General features: G+C 48.2%; 18 protein-coding genes and 1 pseudogene. 13 read left to right on the top strand and 6 right to left on the bottom strand.

What is annotated here, in order from left to right:
* Together ABD76_RS28060 and ABD76_RS28065 are read right to left on the bottom strand one after the other, a co-directional pair.
* A partial coding sequence (locus tag ABD76_RS28060; protein WP_197256826.1) for a transposase occupies window positions 1-571 on the bottom strand: 571 nt, incomplete at its 3' end.
* Window positions 572-771: 200 nt separating this feature from the next.
* Window positions 772-1,212, bottom strand: coding sequence for an NUDIX domain-containing protein (locus ABD76_RS28065; protein WP_197260159.1), 441 nt, complete (start codon window positions 1,210-1,212; stop codon window positions 772-774).
* Between the two features lie 266 nt (window positions 1,213-1,478).
* On the opposite strand from ABD76_RS28065, the gene htpG reads away from it, so the two are divergent.
* Complete coding sequence (htpG, locus tag ABD76_RS28070; RefSeq protein WP_197260160.1) at window positions 1,479-3,359, top strand: molecular chaperone HtpG; 1,881 nt, start codon at window positions 1,479-1,481, stop codon at window positions 3,357-3,359.
* A 195-nt stretch (window positions 3,360-3,554) separates the two neighbouring features.
* Here the strand turns inward: htpG and putP are convergent.
* Window positions 3,555-5,051, bottom strand: a pseudogene (gene putP, locus ABD76_RS28075) (sodium/proline symporter PutP).
* Window positions 5,052-5,365: 314 nt separating this feature from the next.
* On the bottom strand, window positions 5,366-5,773 hold the full coding sequence (locus ABD76_RS28080) for a phage holin family protein (protein ID WP_197260161.1): 408 nt from the start codon (window positions 5,771-5,773) through the stop codon (window positions 5,366-5,368).
* A gap of 163 nt (window positions 5,774-5,936) precedes the next feature.
* Between ABD76_RS28080 and ABD76_RS28085 the strand changes: the two genes are divergently transcribed.
* The 3 genes from ABD76_RS28085 (at window position 5,937) to ABD76_RS28095 (ending at window position 7,287) form a co-directional block, all read left to right on the top strand.
* Window positions 5,937-6,272 (top strand): sigma factor-like helix-turn-helix DNA-binding protein, encoded by a 336-nt coding sequence (locus ABD76_RS28085; protein ID WP_143802515.1) that lies wholly within the window; start codon window positions 5,937-5,939, stop codon window positions 6,270-6,272.
* Entirely contained in the window at window positions 6,218-6,433 is a 216-nt protein-coding gene (locus ABD76_RS28090; protein WP_168179553.1) for a helix-turn-helix domain-containing protein, read from the top strand. The genes ABD76_RS28085 and ABD76_RS28090 overlap by 55 nt, the downstream gene beginning before the upstream one ends.
* 380 nt (window positions 6,434-6,813) lie before the next feature.
* On the top strand, window positions 6,814-7,287 hold the full coding sequence (locus tag ABD76_RS28095) for a hypothetical protein (protein WP_168179552.1): 474 nt from the start codon (window positions 6,814-6,816) through the stop codon (window positions 7,285-7,287).
* Window positions 7,288-7,318: 31 nt separating this feature from the next.
* On the opposite strand, the gene ABD76_RS28100 is transcribed toward ABD76_RS28095, so the two are convergent.
* Complete coding sequence (locus ABD76_RS28100; protein ID WP_197260162.1) at window positions 7,319-7,804, bottom strand: hypothetical protein; 486 nt, start codon at window positions 7,802-7,804, stop codon at window positions 7,319-7,321.
* Between the two features lie 190 nt (window positions 7,805-7,994).
* Between ABD76_RS28100 and ABD76_RS30580 the strand changes: the two genes are divergently transcribed.
* The 7 genes from ABD76_RS30580 (at window position 7,995) to mntR (ending at window position 13,762) form a co-directional block, all read left to right on the top strand.
* Window positions 7,995-8,279 carry a hypothetical protein gene (locus tag ABD76_RS30580; RefSeq protein WP_338125213.1) on the top strand — a complete coding sequence of 95 codons (285 nt, stop codon included), beginning with the start codon at window positions 7,995-7,997 and terminating at the stop codon, window positions 8,277-8,279.
* 263 nt (window positions 8,280-8,542) lie between these two features.
* Window positions 8,543-9,247 carry a transposase gene (locus tag ABD76_RS30585; RefSeq protein WP_338125214.1) on the top strand — a complete coding sequence of 235 codons (705 nt, stop codon included), beginning with the start codon at window positions 8,543-8,545 and terminating at the stop codon, window positions 9,245-9,247.
* Between the two features lie 466 nt (window positions 9,248-9,713).
* Window positions 9,714-9,962, top strand: coding sequence for a hypothetical protein (locus ABD76_RS28110; protein WP_197260163.1), 249 nt, complete (start codon window positions 9,714-9,716; stop codon window positions 9,960-9,962).
* Window positions 9,963-10,604: 642 nt separating this feature from the next.
* On the top strand, window positions 10,605-11,348 hold the full coding sequence (locus ABD76_RS28115; protein WP_197260164.1) for a metal ABC transporter ATP-binding protein: 744 nt from the start codon (window positions 10,605-10,607) through the stop codon (window positions 11,346-11,348).
* Window positions 11,348-12,208, top strand: a complete 861-nt coding sequence (locus tag ABD76_RS28120) for a metal ABC transporter permease (RefSeq protein ID WP_197260180.1) — start codon at window positions 11,348-11,350, stop codon at window positions 12,206-12,208. The genes ABD76_RS28115 and ABD76_RS28120 overlap by 1 nt, the downstream gene beginning before the upstream one ends.
* Before the next feature lie 46 nt (window positions 12,209-12,254).
* The gene (locus ABD76_RS28125; RefSeq protein ID WP_197260165.1) at window positions 12,255-13,235 is read left to right on the top strand and encodes a metal ABC transporter solute-binding protein, Zn/Mn family; all 981 of its coding nucleotides are present in this window, start codon (window positions 12,255-12,257) and stop codon (window positions 13,233-13,235) included.
* 116 nt (window positions 13,236-13,351) lie between these two features.
* Window positions 13,352-13,762 (top strand): transcriptional regulator MntR, encoded by a 411-nt coding sequence (gene mntR / locus ABD76_RS28130; RefSeq protein WP_197260166.1) that lies wholly within the window; start codon window positions 13,352-13,354, stop codon window positions 13,760-13,762.
* A 76-nt stretch (window positions 13,763-13,838) separates the two neighbouring features.
* On the opposite strand, the gene ABD76_RS28135 is transcribed toward mntR, so the two are convergent.
* Window positions 13,839-14,402 carry an SLOG family protein gene (locus tag ABD76_RS28135; protein WP_197260167.1) on the bottom strand — a complete coding sequence of 188 codons (564 nt, stop codon included), beginning with the start codon at window positions 14,400-14,402 and terminating at the stop codon, window positions 13,839-13,841.
* 317 nt (window positions 14,403-14,719) lie between these two features.
* Between ABD76_RS28135 and ABD76_RS28140 the strand changes: the two genes are divergently transcribed.
* On the top strand, window positions 14,720-15,370 hold the full coding sequence (locus ABD76_RS28140) for a hypothetical protein (protein WP_197260168.1): 651 nt from the start codon (window positions 14,720-14,722) through the stop codon (window positions 15,368-15,370).
* A complete protein-coding gene (locus tag ABD76_RS28145) occupies window positions 15,367-16,863 on the top strand; it encodes a contractile injection system protein, VgrG/Pvc8 family (protein ID WP_197260169.1) in 1,497 nt (498 codons plus the stop codon). The genes ABD76_RS28140 and ABD76_RS28145 overlap by 4 nt, the downstream gene beginning before the upstream one ends.
* Window positions 16,864-16,876 lie beyond the last annotated feature (13 nt).

Here is a 16,876-nt window from a genome sequence, read left to right on the forward strand (position 1 = left end):
GGACGCCTCCCATCTGCTCGAAACATTGCTTCATCGCTTCTAAAAAGCATTCCTGATTCTCAGCCGGTGTCGGGTATACAAATGCAGCATTACTGTACGGAAAGGAGATCACCAGCAACTTGTAGGTGAGTAGCTGCTGCGCTCGACTGACCTGCATGGTCGTAAAATCCACCTGTGCTTCTCCCGGTGGATGCTCCAACCGCTCGTAGGTTTTAGCGCGTTCGAGCTCCATTTCGTTTTTTCGCTTCCGGACATAGGCCAAAACGGTTCGTTGTCCGCCTGTAAACTGGTGTTCATCTCTCAGCCGCTGGTAGATCCGTATCCCGGTATGCCGCTGTTTCCGGGGAAGCAGGCGATCTTCCTCCAGCCATGTGTCCACGATCTCCATATACGGCCCCATAACTGGGCTTTTACTCTTTCTTTTACCAATCGATTCGTTCCAGTTGGATTGATCTGCGTACTTCTTCGCGGTTCTCCAGTGAATGCCCATCTGTCTGGCGATGTCACGGATCGAGCACCCTTCTGCTTCGCGTAAAAATCTGATATAGTGTTGTTGAGGCATTTTCAGCATCCTTCCCATCTCCTTCGTCAAGTTCTCGCAAACCTAACGATAGGAGGAATTTAAGGGGCTGACAAGTGCCTTTTTTGCATTCAACTTGAGCATTTTTACGCTGCAATTTTAGGCACTTTTAGTATGCAATAAACACAGGGACTTCTATTTCTAAATTGGGGGAGTCAAAATGAAGACGGAGGAGCTCCCAAGCCCGGACATCATTCGTTCCGGCCGGAATATGCGGCAGCGCCGGGGCTGCGCAGAGCTTGAATCGCGGGCCAGGTGAAGGAGGCCAGATTATCCGGCAGCTCCGATAACGGGAACCAGCGCACTTCCCGCAGCGCTCCGCCTTCTTCGCGGTTGCTGGCTTCGCCCGAGATGACGCGGGTCTCGAAGATGACCGAGATCCAATGCTCGCCCCGCCCGGGATCGATCGTCTCGGCGGTGCAGAGCAGCCGCTTTACTTGGATGTGTAGCCCAACCTCCTCCAACACCTCGCGAACGGTCGTATCCTCCAGCGTCTCGTATAAGTCAACCTTGCCTCCGGGAATGCTCCATTTGTCCTTCTCCGGCTGGCGTCCCCGCAGCACAAGCAGAATCTCGTTCGCTTCATTCATGATAACGGCGCCGACGCCGATTCTTGGTAAGGATGTTTCCATATTTGTTCTCCTATGAATCTTTATTTTGAGGGATTACCGAGGGCTTCGGAAGTGGCCTGCCTCGTGTTTACTATACCTCCATGCGTCCCAGCAGGCAAATGAGAGGCAGGTGCATGGAACAACTGCAAGCACCGTAGGAAAGGAGAAGTTGCTTCTCCTATGCTTGAACATATTGACACCCAAATTTAGTATATGATATATAAAAGGGAGTGTTAGCACTCGTTCGTCTAGAGTGCTAAAAAAGTGTTGTCGAAAGGAGACCCATCATGGCGAAAAAACAATTTAAAGCAGAGTCGAAACGACTGCTCGAGATGATGATCAACTCCATTTACACCCAGAAGGAAATCTTTTTACGAGAATTGATCTCCAACGCCAGCGACGCGATCGACAAAATCTACTATAAAGCGCTGACCGACGATCAGCTCGTCTTCGACAAGGACAGCTACTACATCCGAATCACCCCGGACAAGGAGAACCGGACGCTTACCATCTCCGACACCGGGATCGGCATGACGAAGGAAGAACTGGAGAACAATCTGGGCGTCATCGCCAAGAGCGGATCGTTTGCCTTCAAGAACGAGAACGAGCTTAAGGACGGACATAATATTATCGGGCAATTCGGGGTCGGCTTCTATTCCGCATTCATGGTGGCGGATGTCGTGACCGTCATCAGCAAGCCGCTGGGCGGCGAGGAAGCGTACAAATGGGAGTCGAAGGGCGCCGACGGATATACGATCGAGCCGTGCGAGAAAGATTCGGTAGGAACGGACATTATTTTGAAAATCAAACAAAACACCGAGGATGATCGCTACGATGAGTACCTGGACGATTACCGCCTGAAATCGATCATCAAAAAATATTCCGACTTCATCCGCTATCCGATTAAGATGGATGTGAAGGGGCAGCGGCCGAAGGAAGGCGCCGAGAATGAATTCGAGGAATATACGGAAGAGCAGACCGTCAACAGCATGGTTCCGATCTGGCGCAAAAATAAAAATGAGCTGACTGCGGAAGACTACGAGAATTTCTACGCCGAGAAGCGGTACGGCTTCGACAAGCCGATCACGCATGTCCATATCAAGGCGGACGGCGCGGTCGTCTACAATGCGATTCTCTTTATCCCGGAGAAGACGCCGTTCGACTATTATACGAAGGAATACGAGAAAGGACTGGAGCTGTACTCCAACGGCGTCCTCATCATGGACAAATGCGCCGATCTCCTGCCGGATTATTTCAGCTTCGTCAAAGGAATGGTCGACTCCGAGGATCTGTCGCTTAATATTTCCCGCGAAATGCTCCAGCATGACCGTCAGCTCAGCCTGATCGCCAAAAATATCAAAAGCAAGATCAAGAGCGAGCTGCAGCGTCTGATGAAGGAAGATCGGGAGAAATACGAGCAATTCTATGAATCGTTCGGCCGTCAACTGAAATACGGCGTCTACAGCGATTACGGCATGAATAAGGAAGTGCTGCAGGACCTGCTCTTGTTCCACTCCTCGAAGGAGAAAAAGCTCGTCAGTCTGGATGAGTACATCTCCCGCATGCCGGAAGATCAGAAGTACATCTACTATGCTTCCGGCGAATCGATCGACCGGATCGAGAAGCTGCCGCAGACGGAACTGGTGGCCGACAGAGGCTACGAGATTTTGTACTTCACCGACGATATCGACGAGTTCGCGATCAAGATGATCATGAGCTACAAGGAGAAGGAGTTCAAATCGGTCTCCAGCGGCGATCTCGGCATCGACGCGGATGACAGCGAGAAGGATTCCGCGGCGGAGGATAAAGAGAATCAAGAGCTGTTCGATGCGATGAAAGAAATTTTGAAGGACAAAGTGAAAAACGTGAAGGCATCGAAGCGGCTGAAGTCCCATCCGGTCTGCCTCTCCAGCGAGGGCGAATTGTCCATCGAGATGGAGAAAATTTTGAAGGCGATGCCGAACGGCCAGGATGTCCAGGCGGACAAGGTGCTGGAAATCAACGTCAACCATGACGTGTTCCAGTCGCTGAAGGACGCCCTCGCGAACGACCGCGAGAAGCTGAGCCTGTACACGAACCTGCTGTACAATCAGGCGCTGCTGATCGAAGGGCTGCCGATTGGCGACCCGGTGCAATTCACGAACGACATTTGCAAAGTGATGGTATAGTTGAGGGCAAGGAGAGAACCCGATGCTGGCGTTAGCCGGTGTCGGGTTTTTTGCGTACGCCCAGCACGGGCGTCAACTTTAGGTGGAACGTCCCTAACGGGGACTGGGTTGCTCCATCTGAGGATCGTTTTCACATACGGTGTGTGTATACAGAGGCGGGGGGAATCTCCGGAGAATCCCCCTACCCGCAATTGATCATGCTTCATCTACATTTGTATGCAACAGATTCAAGCTGGTATCAAACTCTTTTTCGATAGCTTCGTCCCGTTGATAGGTAAACAGGCTTATGACAATACTGACGATAAGGTTGACGATAAATCCGGGAATGATTTCGTATATATCTTTAGTAATTTGCAAATCAATATTTTTCCAAATAATTACTGTTGCTGCACCTGCTAACATTCCGGCAATGGCACCCCAATTGGTCATTTTTCTCCAGTACAGGCTTAACACGATAACGGGGCCAAAGGAAGCGCCAAAACCGGCCCAGGCATAAGCGACGAGACTTAAAATGGTTTTATTTTCACCGCCCAACGCGAGCAGGCAGGCGATGACTGAAATCGTTAGAACAGCCATTCTCCCAAAGAACACAAGTTCTTTATCCGAGGCATTTTTACGCAGAAGCAGCTTATATAAATCTTCTGTCAATGCACTAGAGGTAACAATGAGCTGAGAAGAAACCGTGCTCATGATTGCAGCCAATACAGCAGCAAGGACAATTCCGGCAATAAACGGATGGAATAAAATTTGTCCAAGTTGAATGAAGACAGCTTCTGGATTAGACAATGTATAATTTGTTTGTGTAAAAAAAGCAAGACCAACCAATGCTGTGAATGAAGCGCCAAGTAATGAGGCAACCATCCAGCCCATACCGATACGTCGCGCAGTTTTGGTCTCCTGTACAGAGCGGATGGCCATAAAGCGGACGATAATATGTGGTTGTCCAACATAGCCAAGTCCCCAGGCAACTGCGGAGATGATGCCGAGCGCAGTAGTTCCGGTAAATAAATCCAGGAGGGACGGATCTATGGATCTGATTGTATCAACTGTGTCGGTAAACCCACCCGTCTCGCTCATCGCTAACAACGGTACGAGGATAAGGGCGAGCAGCATGATAAGCCCTTGGACAAAGTCCGTCCAACTGACAGCAAGAAAGCCCCCAAACAATGTATAGGCAACAACCACTCCGGAAACGAGGAGCAGTCCCGCTATGTAAGGAAGGGAGAAGGAGTTTTCAAAAAAGACGGCTCCTGCCACCATACCTGAGGAAACATAGAATGTAAAGAAAATAAGGATAACAATGGAGGAAACAATCCGCAGAAGTTTGGTGCTATCCTTAAATCGATTTTCCAAAAACGACGGAATGGTAATGGAATTCCCGGAAACTTCCGTGTATGTGCGCAAACGCGGGGCAATAAACAGCCAGTTAAGATAGGCGCCAACCGATAAGCCAAGGGCAATCCAGATATTTGACAGTCCCGTCAGGTAAATCCCTCCCGGAAGCCCCATTAACAGCCATCCGCTCATATCGGCAGCGCCAGCACTTAAAGCGGTTACAGCAGGCCCTAAGGAACGTCCCCCTAACATATAGTCCGTCAAGTTTGTCGTTTTGCGGAAAGCATATCACCCTATACCTAACATAGTTGCCATATATATCACGATGGCAATCATTTTTAGGGTATTTTCTGACATTTTTCCACCTCGCTTAAAAATGATTATTATTCAATGTATAACCATCACATTAACATATTGACCTAAATTTCGAAAGATTTTCTATCATCAGATGGCGGCCCTAAATTAGGTGCTCACGAACGACCGCGAGAATCTGGGTCTGTAGCCGAGCCTGCTGAACAATCAGGCGCTGCTGATCAAAGGGCTGCCGATTGGGAATCCGGTACAATTCACGAAACTGATGGTATAGTTTGGGAAAAACAAGAACTCGATGCTGGCCCAAGCCGATGTCGGTTTTTTTGCTGCTGACGCGGTTGTACGCCATTCAAGTAAAGCTATTTTTTATTACGTTTATCATTACTTAATTCTTTGAGTTTTTTAATCATTTCATGAAAAATAGCGGGTATCGGAACACCTATTTTAATTCCATTTTCAATAATGCTAATAAGCTCGTTCGCAATATAAAAATACGTGACGGTATTCTGAAAATAGTGATCCTGACCAAAAATTAAGTCTATATGATGAGCTACTGCGATCATGAAAAACATAAAGATTTTTTTGGATATTCCAATGAGGCCTCTGTTACTACGAAGCTCCCCTTTTATTCCCGATGCCAATAATCCTGAAGCATAATCCACAAGCACAAAGAAGATGAGTATTTTCAGTAAAAAATGATAATTACCAAATAAAGAAATCAAACCGCCGCTTAAAAGTGGAATGAAGAATTTAACGAATATCTCCATGCTCCCCCTCCTTTACATATCTACTTTTATAGGTGGAAAGCGATAGACAAATACAACCTTTGTAGTATGTAAACGTAATTTGTCATTGTGGTTGTAAAATCATGTAATATAATACCTTTATTTTAGAGAAAACTTTATTTGGGGGGTGCTGTAATTTCATGGATTGTCTCTCTATGATTTCTACAAAAAAGAATTAAGGAGAATTGCATGGGGATTACAATATCGTTCTAAGGTTACTCTAAAAAAGGAAAGACAACTCAAATTAGACATTATTAAAGGGTTAAGCTTTTTAGATGAGGCGGATTCGAAGTTATTTGTTAATGAATTAATTAACTCCTTAGAATCACCCAAGGCGAGGCAGATAATTACAAAAATATACGTCGAAAATAAAAGTGAAAAAGAAACCGCTTACGAAATGAATATCACGCAGCAGGGGGTGAATAAATGGAAACAAAAGTCTCTCAAACTTCTATCTCAAAACTCGAATTTATGGAGTTGATTAAAAAAGCGAGGGAGAGTGACCAGAATGCCATGATGGAAATCATTAAGCTATATGAAAGTGAGATGATCTATCTTAGTAGGTATATAAAAATGCCAAAGGAAGATGCGCTTCAAGCTATGATACTAGGACTTATAGAGCTAATTAAAAGGGGAGATTAAAAAATATAAAGCTGTCCCAAAAAAATTATCAAGGATGACATAGTCCACTTTAGGTCAACCCAAGACCCGGGTTGGCCCATTTTTTGTTATAAAGAACTTACGAATCAAGATTACGTATGGAATTAAAAAATTAGTAGTTGTTATAAATCAATTTAAAACTCCTCAATTAGTAAGAGGATAGTTTGGCAGTGCTCGATAAATTCTGAGGATGAATTTTGACCACTGATCCTCCCGATTACCTCTAAAACAAAATTAAAGGAGAGAGTTACATGCCAGAAAGACATGGAGCAATGCGGTTGTAGAAGCAGGGTGAAGGGAAAAAATTCATCGATGAAGCAAATTTTCTTGACACAATAATATCAAATTGGAGGGATTTCACTATGTATTCACCTATGTATTCTGGAGGTAGAGAATATCCGGAAGAAGTCGAACTGAAGTATAATGATATTGTACAACTCTTGAAAGCACAAGAAACCATTTACAGTGAAGGATTTAAAAATGATGTAGATACTAATGACCTGTCTTGGCGACTGGGTGGTTATGCTACAGCTATGGGATTTCTGGCTATGGCGAGAAATTACACTGCTTTGGGGTGGGCAACAACAATTGTCGCTGTACTCACTGAAATGACGTTCAATGGAAGAACCGTACTTAGGAAGTATCTTGATAACGGAAACACGTACTTGATCAACCTTCTCAATTTCATGGATAATAATAAAGAATATGATATCATCAGAGTAAAACTTCCATTTCTTCAGTACTACCATGTTGATGGTGATATTCGATTCGTTATTGGCGAGGGCCAAATCACTGGGGTTCATTATCGCCGTGGTGGCTGGTCTACTGATCAATAATCTAGGTAGAAAAGTAAGAGATAACTGTATGTTATCTCTTACTTTCTTCTATTTCCTTTAAAAATTGGTCTAGGAATTTTAATTTATCAAACACGAATTCATTTGTAATTTTGTATTCTTGAGTTTTATCTTTGGATTTTTCATAATCATATAGTAAAATTTCCCCCTTCTCAGAAATAAAAAATCCCAATAACACTCCCTTTTCCCCCTTAATCGTAAGGTGATATCTTGGAAACTCAGGGAAAACAAGACCAGAACTGCCCTTTTGTACTTTCATTTCAGGAAGTGATTTCATTACTAATTCAATTTCTTTTTTATCTTTTACACTTCCAATACTATAGTGTTGTATCTCTTTCGATTTTAGTATATAGATAGAGTCAATTTCTGTTCCATCAATGTGCTCCATAATCAAATTATTAAATGAGAAGGTTCTAGTCTGATCGTAAAATCTGGTCCCATACACACAAAACCATAATATAATTGCAATATAGATGATAGGCCTCTTATATTTTGACATTCTGTTCCCTCCTTAATTATTTGCAAATAATACACTCCCTACATTTTACCAGGAAATATCAATTGTAGAACCACCCTGAATCCGTGAAATGAAATCGTAGAAAAGTTAGAAAATGAATCTCCGGTAAAGTAAAATAAAGAAAAAGGGAAGAATCCCCGTATTTCTTGAACTCACCCCGGAGGTGCCATCGATGAAACCTGTACGTTTTCAACTGGATCAGTCTGTGGAGATGCTGACCGCCCATTCCGGTCTCGCCCTCATTGGCTTGCTCATTTCTCATACCCGGATTGCCAAACGCCTGATTCGTTCCTCGCTTCCCGGCATGCATCAACCCACGGTCACTCACCCGGATGTGGTCTATGCGTATCTGGGGCTACTTTGCCAGGGGAAAAGCGACTTTGATCAGATCGAACCTTTCCGCGAGGATCGCTTTTTCATCAAATCCTTAGGCCTCAGACTTACTGCGTGCGCTTAACGTCCCGCTAACGCCTGTTCATGCTACAAGTCCAGAGGGGCAAGCGTTATCCTGCTGCCACTGGATCTGGACGTTTCGCCATTCGACAATAGCAATACCCGGAAAGAAGGCGTATCCCTGACGTAGGTGGAGGGCTATGCTCCTTTTTTTGCTTATCTGGCACAGGAAGGGTATGGGGTCAACGTCAATCTGCGCGAAGGTAGCACCCATGTGCAAAAGAAGCCGCCGCGTTTCTGTCGCACAGCCTGGAGTATGCCCGCCGCATCACCGACCTGCCACTGCTCGTTGGCATAGATACCGGCAACGATGCGCTGGAGAATTTGAATGTCTGCCTGAACGAAGAGGTGGATTTCATCATCAAACGCAACCTGCGCCGGGAGTCGCCGGAAGAATGGCTGATGATCGCCAGGAAAGACGGGATGTGTTGTGAAGAACGAGAAGGTAAGCGCGTTTACCTGGGCTCCATGGAATGGACCGACAAAAAGTTGGAGCGCCCCATTCGCGTAGTCTACCAGTTGATTGAACGAACCGTGGAAGCCGATGGACAAATCCTGCTGGTGCCCAAGATTGAGGTGCAGGTGTTTTTCACCACACTACGGTGTCCGCCTTGGCAAGTGAGTAAGCTTTTCCATGACCACGCTACCAGCGAGCAGTTTCACAGCGAACTCAAGACGGATTTACATTTGGAGCGATTGCCTTCCGGCAAGTTTGCCACGAACGATCTGGTTTTGTGTACAGGCCTCGTTGCTTATAATCTGCTGCGGGCCATTGGACAAATTTCCATCCAAGAACCGGACGCTCCGCTTCGAAACAAAGTCAGCCACAGACGGGTCAAAACGGTTATCGAAAATCTGATCTGGCTGGCCTCTCCAATGGTAGAACATGCCAGACAAACGAAGCTCCGCTTCGGAAGACACAGTCCATGGTTTCGGACATGCCAGCGTATTTACGGGATGTTGTCGGGATAAAATGTCACGAACCTATGTTTCCGTTCAAGCTCTGCACATGGGAAGCTTTGTTTCGTGATGTCTTTTTAAAGAGAATCGAGTCTCCGCCTCTGCTTTCTAAGCCTTTCGTTACATCTGATAGTCCAGATTCTCTTAATCGCATCCCTTTCACGGATTCAGGACACCCTGTAGAAGTAAAAGTTTTGTTTGAATTACATGTTATTACAAGAAAATGGAACCGTCTATAGGTTCTAATATTTGGAGAAAAAATGCTCGAAGTAATGGTTCAGTAAGTCGATGCTAGCGGAGGCCGGTGTCGTTTTTTTTGCTTATCTTAGAGTATTTTGGCACTGTAGCGACAACACCTCTATCTTATAAAGCAAGAGAAACTACTAATCACTAGCATCTAATTCCAATCGTATGGTAATGTGGGAAATGGTGGAATGAAACGGGGGAAAAATATTTCAAAAGAGGGAGGTGAAACAGAATGGAGGATGTGCAAAAAGTGGATTTTTCGGAACTGACACAATATTTTAATGGCATACGTTCCAGTATTGGGGATGTCGCGGATCGAACCGGGGAATCGCTGTGGAGAGTAGAAGTGCAGTTGAGCCAGTTAACGAGACAACTGGAAAAAATGAATACCCTACTTACCGTGATCGTCGTAGTTGTTATCGTATATTTGGTGGTTAAGTTGATCATGTTCAAAAAACATAAATCGCAAGCTTCTCAATAAACCAATGAAAGGGAGGGTGACTTTGAGTATCCTGAAAAAAATGGGAAAGTCACACTTCTTCTTGTCGTTGTGTTCATCATTGATGCACTGTATATTCCCAAGCTAAGTCATACGGCCGAAGTGATTTCATTTAATGAATTAATTAAAGAGCATGTCAAAGAAGAAGAGATCGAGTATCTCTTCCTTATGAAGTCGATTATGGGCGAGTCTTCTAGAGATTCAAGCTTTACAATATATGATACAGAAGAGAGGGAACTCCAGATTTATTCCGCAATTGAAATGAAAAGGGAGGATAACCCCGAACGCCTGTCTCAGAAGGAAAGGATCTACTTGAACTTTGGAAATGTGTATGGACTGCAATTGTGATTATGGTTACTGACCTTGGAATCGTGGATACATTCGATTATAAGTACGCCGCTTATTCGAACACGAACCCGGTGCTGGAACGCCAGTGCCGGGTTCTTTTGCTATGTCTGCTGCACTGCAGCCGAATGGTTTTTCTCTTTTTTTACGAAACTTTTTTCCTCCAAAAAAAACAATAACAACTCTTTACTTTTCCTATGGGATGGTCTAATATAGTACATAAGTTTCATTAGGTCAACTTTTTTTCATTGAAGAATATTTTATGGGGGAGGGAAAAATATGCGTCAAACTATAGATGTTAATAATTTACACATATCGTATTACGGAAAAGAGGTCATCAAGGATGTGAGCTTTTCGCTGCAGACCGGCAAGCTTATCGGCATCCTCGGACCGAATGGGGCGGGCAAGTCGACGTTGATGAAGGCCATGCTCAATCTCATTCCCCGCGACGGCGGCGAGATTACGCTGGGGGGAGAACCGCTCACCTCGATGCGCCAAAAAATCGCTTATGTGCCGCAGCGCTCTAATATCGATTGGGACTTCCCTATTATCGTGAAAGATACGGTGCTGCTGGGAACGTTTCCGACCCTCGGCCTCTTCCGCCGGCCCACCAAGCAAGATAAAGAATGGGCGCTCGAATGTCTCCGCAAGGTCGGCATGGAGAAATTCAAAAACAATCAGATCGGCGAGCTGTCCGGCGGCCAGCAGCAGCGGGTGTTCCTGGCGCGTGCGCTTGCCCAGAAGGCAGAGTATTTCTTCCTTGACGAGCCGTTTGTCGGGATTGATGTCGCCAGCGAGAATGTCATCATTGATATTTTGAAGACGCTGCGGGATGAAGGAAAGACGGTGTTCGTCGTCCACCACGATTTGAGCAAAGTGGAGAGCTATTTCGACAATCTGATCCTGATGAATAAGGAATTGATCGGCTGCGGGCCTGTCGATCACGTCTTCCGCCCGGAATTGATGCAGGAAGCCTATCAGACGCCGTTTACGATGATAGGGAAATTGGGGGTTGGAATGTGATGGAATTTATCCAAGATTTAATGGCCTATGAGTTTTTGCAGCGAGCCTTTATTACTTCGATTATTGTTGGCATTATTTGCGGCGTTATCGGCTGCTTTATCGTATTGCGCGGGATGGCGCTCATGGGGGATGCAATCTCTCACGCCGTTCTGCCGGGTGTGGCCATCTCCTATATGCTGGGGATCAATTACTTCTATGGGGCGGTCGTCTCGGGGATATTGACGGCGGTCGGGATCGGAGTCATTAATCAGAACAGCCGCGTCAAGAGCGATTCTTCCATCGGGCTGGTGTTCTCCGCCGCCTTTGCTCTCGGCATCATTCTGATTACGAGCGCCAAGAGCGCCACCGACTTGACGCAAATTTTGTTCGGGAATGTCCTGTCGGTGCGGGCATCGGATATGTGGCTGACCGTTGCCGTCGGAGGCATCGTGCTGCTGGCGGTCCTGCTCTTCTACAAAGAACTGCTGGTCTCGAGCTTCGATGAGACGATGGCCGCGGCTTATGGACTGAAGACGCGCCTTATCCACTATTCGATTATGGTTCTGCTGACGCTCGTCACGGTCGCGTCCCTCCAGACGGTAGGCGTCATTCTGGTTGTCTCGATGCTGATTACGCCGGCGTCCACCGCGTACTTGCTCACGAACAGACTGTCCACGATGATTGGGCTCGCGATGTTCTTCGGCGCCCTGTCCTCAATGATCGGCTTGTATGTCAGCTTTCTCTATAACCTGCCGTCCGGCCCGGTTATTGCGTTGGCGACGACGTCCATCTTTGTGCTGGCGTTCCTGTTCTCTCCGAAGCAAGGAGTGATTCGGCGCATGCTGAAGATGAACAAGCGAAGAATGGCCGTCGGGAAGTAATAACGGGATAAGGATAAATCATGATATGAAAAAGGAGTCCAGGAAAATGAAAATGTTACAAAAATTCATGCTGCTGTCAGCGATGGCAGCCCTGCTGGTGCTGGCCGGTTGCGGGCAAGCGAATTCGGGCAAATCGGGGGATGTTCCTGCCTCTTCGGATTCAGCTTCCGAGTCAGCCGCGGAAGGACCGCTTAAGGTCGTCACTTCCTTCACGATTCTCGAGGACTTCGCCCGGGAAATCGGAGGCGAAGATGTAGAGGTTCACAACCTGGTGCCAACGGGCACGGATCCGCATGAGTATGAGCCACTGCCGGAGGATATTAAAAAAGCGACGGATGCGGATGTTCTTTTCTATAACGGCTTGAATCTGGAGGGCGGCAAAAGCGGCTGGTTCTTCAAAATGGTCGAGTCCGTCGGCCAAAAAGAGGAGAATGTGTTCAACCTGACAGAACGCGTGGAACCGATGTATATCGGAGGCAAAGACGGCCATGAGGAAGAGATTAACCCTCACGCATTTATCGACCCTGCCGTCGGCGTCAAAATGGCGGAGGATATGCGGGATGCCCTGATGAAGAAGGACCCTGCGCGCAAAGAGAATTACCAGAAGCGGGCAGACGAATATATCAGCAAGCTCAAAGAGATTGATAAGGAATATGAAGAAAAAATCAATTCCATCCCGGAAGAGAACCGCATCCTGGTAACGAGCGAACGCGCATTCCAATATATGACGACGCATTATGGACTGAAGGAAGCGTATATTTGGGAGATTGACACGGAAGAGAACGGTTCGCCAACCCAGATTAAATCGCTGGTTGAATTTATCAAGGAGCATAAAGTGCCGGTTCTCTTTATCGAATCCAATGTGGACCCGCGCCCAATGGAGACCGTCTCGAATGAAACCGGCGTACGCATCGCCGAGAAGCGGATCTACTCCGATGAAATCGGACAGCAGGGAGAAGAAGTGGATACGTATATCAAATATTTGGAATATAACCTTGAACTCATTCATAGCGAATTAAGCAAATAATAATAGGAAGAACTAGTCTAGTGCGGTTTCGATTCCATCGGGAAGAAGAACGCGCTGGAAGCATCAACTGCCGGTAGGCAACGAGCCTGATCGCGATTCAGAAAAGGGGGGAGGGCATGCGAACCCCGGGTATGGAGGATCATCTCGAACAGATCTACCTGTTGACCAGAGCCAAAGGGTTCACAAGAGTATCGGATATCGCGCAAGCACTGTCCATTCATGATTCTTCCGCTTCCAAAATGGCGCAGAAGCTGGGGAAATCGGGATATGTGCAGTACGAGAAATACGGGAGAATCTGCTTGACGGATAAAGGGTTCCAGGTGGGGCGCCAACTGTTCAACCGTCATCAATTGCTGGAAAAGTTTTTGCGCCAGATCGGCGTTGAGGAAGAACAGATCCACCAAGAAGTCGAGCAGATTGAGCATCATTTCAGTTGGAGCACGACCGCCCGGATTCAAGAGCTTGTCCGTTTTTTTGAAGAAGAGCCGCTCGTGTTGAGGGAGTTCCATAAAAGGCAAACGCTCTAGCCGCTATGCGGAGCTGTGGAGGGAGGCCCGGCTCCAGCAAGATATCGTGCCGCTTGCGGCACGATGCAGCCGGATTTCAGCATCCGCCGAAAGCGTCGAGCTGCTCTTCCTCCGCGAGTGCCTGTATTTCTTCGGCTCCGATGCGGAGGTACATATAACCGTCCCGGGCCTGCTTCTGAAGCGCGCGCTCCTGGACGAAGCGGGGGCTCGCCTCCCCGGCGTCTTCATCGTAGACCAGAAGAATGCCGTCGGTCTTGCGGAACAACAGATCGTCTCTGGCGACGAACTGCCATTTCCCGATGTAAGGGCCATTGCTGACTGAGCCGTAATAATCAACCTGTTGCACAAGCTGATCGAAGTATGCTTTTTTCTCTTCATTCCATTGGTCCGCCTGCTGACTGTAGGCCGTAATGATTGAGCATTTCAGATGCGGATATTGCGCCTTCAGCGCGATCGCGGCTTCGCAGGCCCACAGATCGACCCCGTATTGACCCGGGGTAATAACCCATTCCAGTCCTTCCTCCAGCAGGGGGATCAGCCGGGCTGCGATCGCTTTGCGAATGTAATGGATTCCTTGATGCTTGTTATTGTAAATGCCGAGCTCATGGGCGCGGTAGCCGGTAACAAGTAAGTTTTTCAAGTGAACTGCCTCCAAGTATGGAATCATGTCAATCGTTCGTTCTCATCCACCATTATACATGAGCCGGCATGAATGTGCCGGAGGCGGGGCGGCATGCGCCGCCGCCCGTGCCAGCAGATGGCTTCCGAATCAATCGGGAGCCGTCTTTTTTTATTCTTGTGGCAATTTATTAGATACAAGAAACTGAAAAATTTACCCAAATATGCCGATATCATGAGTAACCTTCAATGGATATTTATTCAAGTTTATCGAAGAATGGGAAGCCGGAGGTACGAGAGCCATAAAAATCGGGCGACGATTCGAGGAGGAGTCAGGCGATGACGCATCTGGACAAGAAGATCATGGAGCTGGAACAGGCGAAGAGAAGGCTGGAGGAGCAAAACAGCCTCAGGCAGGGGGATCAGGAGGACGCAGAGCGCAGGGCGCAAGCCGAACGAGCGCGAGAGGAGAGGGATGCGCAGTGGCGGCAGGAGATTCGGGAAGGATTGCGGAGCGGCCGCATCGATATTGCCGGCGCTTCCGTTGAATTCCAACCGGCAAGCTTTTTTCAAGCGGGTATTCGTTTCTTGTTCCCCGGGGAATTTCTCGTCTGCGCGCTCGATACCGCGCAGCAGAAGGTGTACCGGAACGAAGCTCATGCGGTCAATATCATCCTGCAGTATACGGATCATCCCGGGCAGCCCATTGTTATGAAAGCGATGAAGGACGAGATGATTCGCAATATGAAGAGCATGGAGCTAAACACCGAATGGGTGGAGGATGGCGTGAAGGAGGTGAACGGGCGGCCGGTTCACTATTGCGCGTTTCTGAACCCGGTGGCGCAGGGCAAGGTATTTAACTTTTTGTTTTTTGCGGATGCGGGGCGCAAGCGGCTTATCGGGAACATCAATTGCAGCGGGAAGGACAGCAAGCTGTGGTCCTGCATTGCCCAGGAAATGATTTCTTCGATGGAGGTGGCCCACGGATGAGCGTATCCCAATTGTCTTATCAAAATGTGAGAATTGCCCCTTTTCCCCATATGCAGCTGCTGGACATGTCCATCGTGCAGGAAGTGAACGAGCATGGGAAGCTCACGTTCACGGGCCGCATGCCGGAGGATCATAAGGACCATGATCTGTTCGCCATGAATGAGCGGACGCCGGTTCAAGTCGTGCAGATTACGGATCAGGGCGAGGAGCGGGTCTTGTTCTCCGGAATTTTATCGGAAATGCGGATCGGGAAGTCGCGGGAGGTCTATTCCGTCTATGCGGAAGCGCTGACAAGCACGGTCATGCTCGATATTCGCGTGAAGAACCGATCGTTCCAGGACGCGGCGATGACCTACAACCAGCTCGTCCGCCATCTGGGCGGCGAGTACTCGAATTACGACGTGAATTATACGTCGGAACACAATCCCCCCCTCGGCGCCTTGGTCGTGCAGTACAAGGAGACAGACTGGGCCTTGCTCAAAAGACTGGCATCCCGTCTCGATACCGTGGTCGTGCCGGCCGAGAACTTCAAGGATATTAAATTCAGCTTCGGTCTCCCGGATACCGGAGCGGTCAAGAAGCTGTCTCCTTCCAGCTATGTCATTACCAAAAAGCTGGCCGACTATATGAGCTACCACAAAAATGTCCGGCGCAATGCGATGGAGAGCGATTTTATTTTCTATGAGATTACGACGGATCAATGGCTGCATCTGGGCGATGCCGTCGATTTCCAAGGGGCGCGGCTCTATGTCGGCAAGGCCGTGTCCATGATGGACCGGGGAAGCGTCAAGCACACCTACACGATTACGACCCGCAAAGGCTTGAACCGGCATTCGCCGTACAATGACGCGATCCGCGGCGCATCGATAGGCGGGACGGTGCTGGCCATCCAGCGTGACAAGGTGAAGGTGCGGCTTGATATCGACAAGGAGCAGGATGCCGGGAAGGCCTGCTGGTTCCCGTATTCGACCGTCTATGCCTCCGCGGACGGCAGCGGCTGGTACTGTATGCCCGAGGCGGGCGACAGCGTCCGGGTCACGTTCCCGAGCGATCGGGAGGAGGAAGCCTTCGCCATCAGCTCGGTCAACTCGTATGCGGGCGAACCGGGAGGAGCCGGATTGCAGACCGGTCAGGGCGGCATGTCCGGCGGCGGAACTGCGGGCGGGGGGACGCAGGATCGGATGTCCGATCCGAATGTCCGGTATTTCCGCAATTCTTCGGGCATGGAGGTTACGCTGGCCCCCGGACATGTGCTGATTTCCGCAAATAACGGTCAGGCTACGATTCGGCTCGCCCAGGACGGCTCGATTACGATTGCCGGGCAGAACGAGGTCTCGCTAACCTCGAAGGAGAACGTGACCATCCGGGCGGACAAGACCCTGATGATGACCGCAAGCGAGGAGATCGCGATCGAGAGCCAGAAAGGCGGCAAGATCGTGCTCAACAGCGGGGGAGACGCGGAGCTGAAAGGGAACAAAGTACTTACAAACTAATCTGGCACTAAGG

This window comes from Paenibacillus dendritiformis (genome assembly GCF_015845845.1).
Lineage (GTDB): Bacteria > Bacillota > Bacilli > Paenibacillales > Paenibacillaceae > Paenibacillus_B > Paenibacillus_B dendritiformis_C.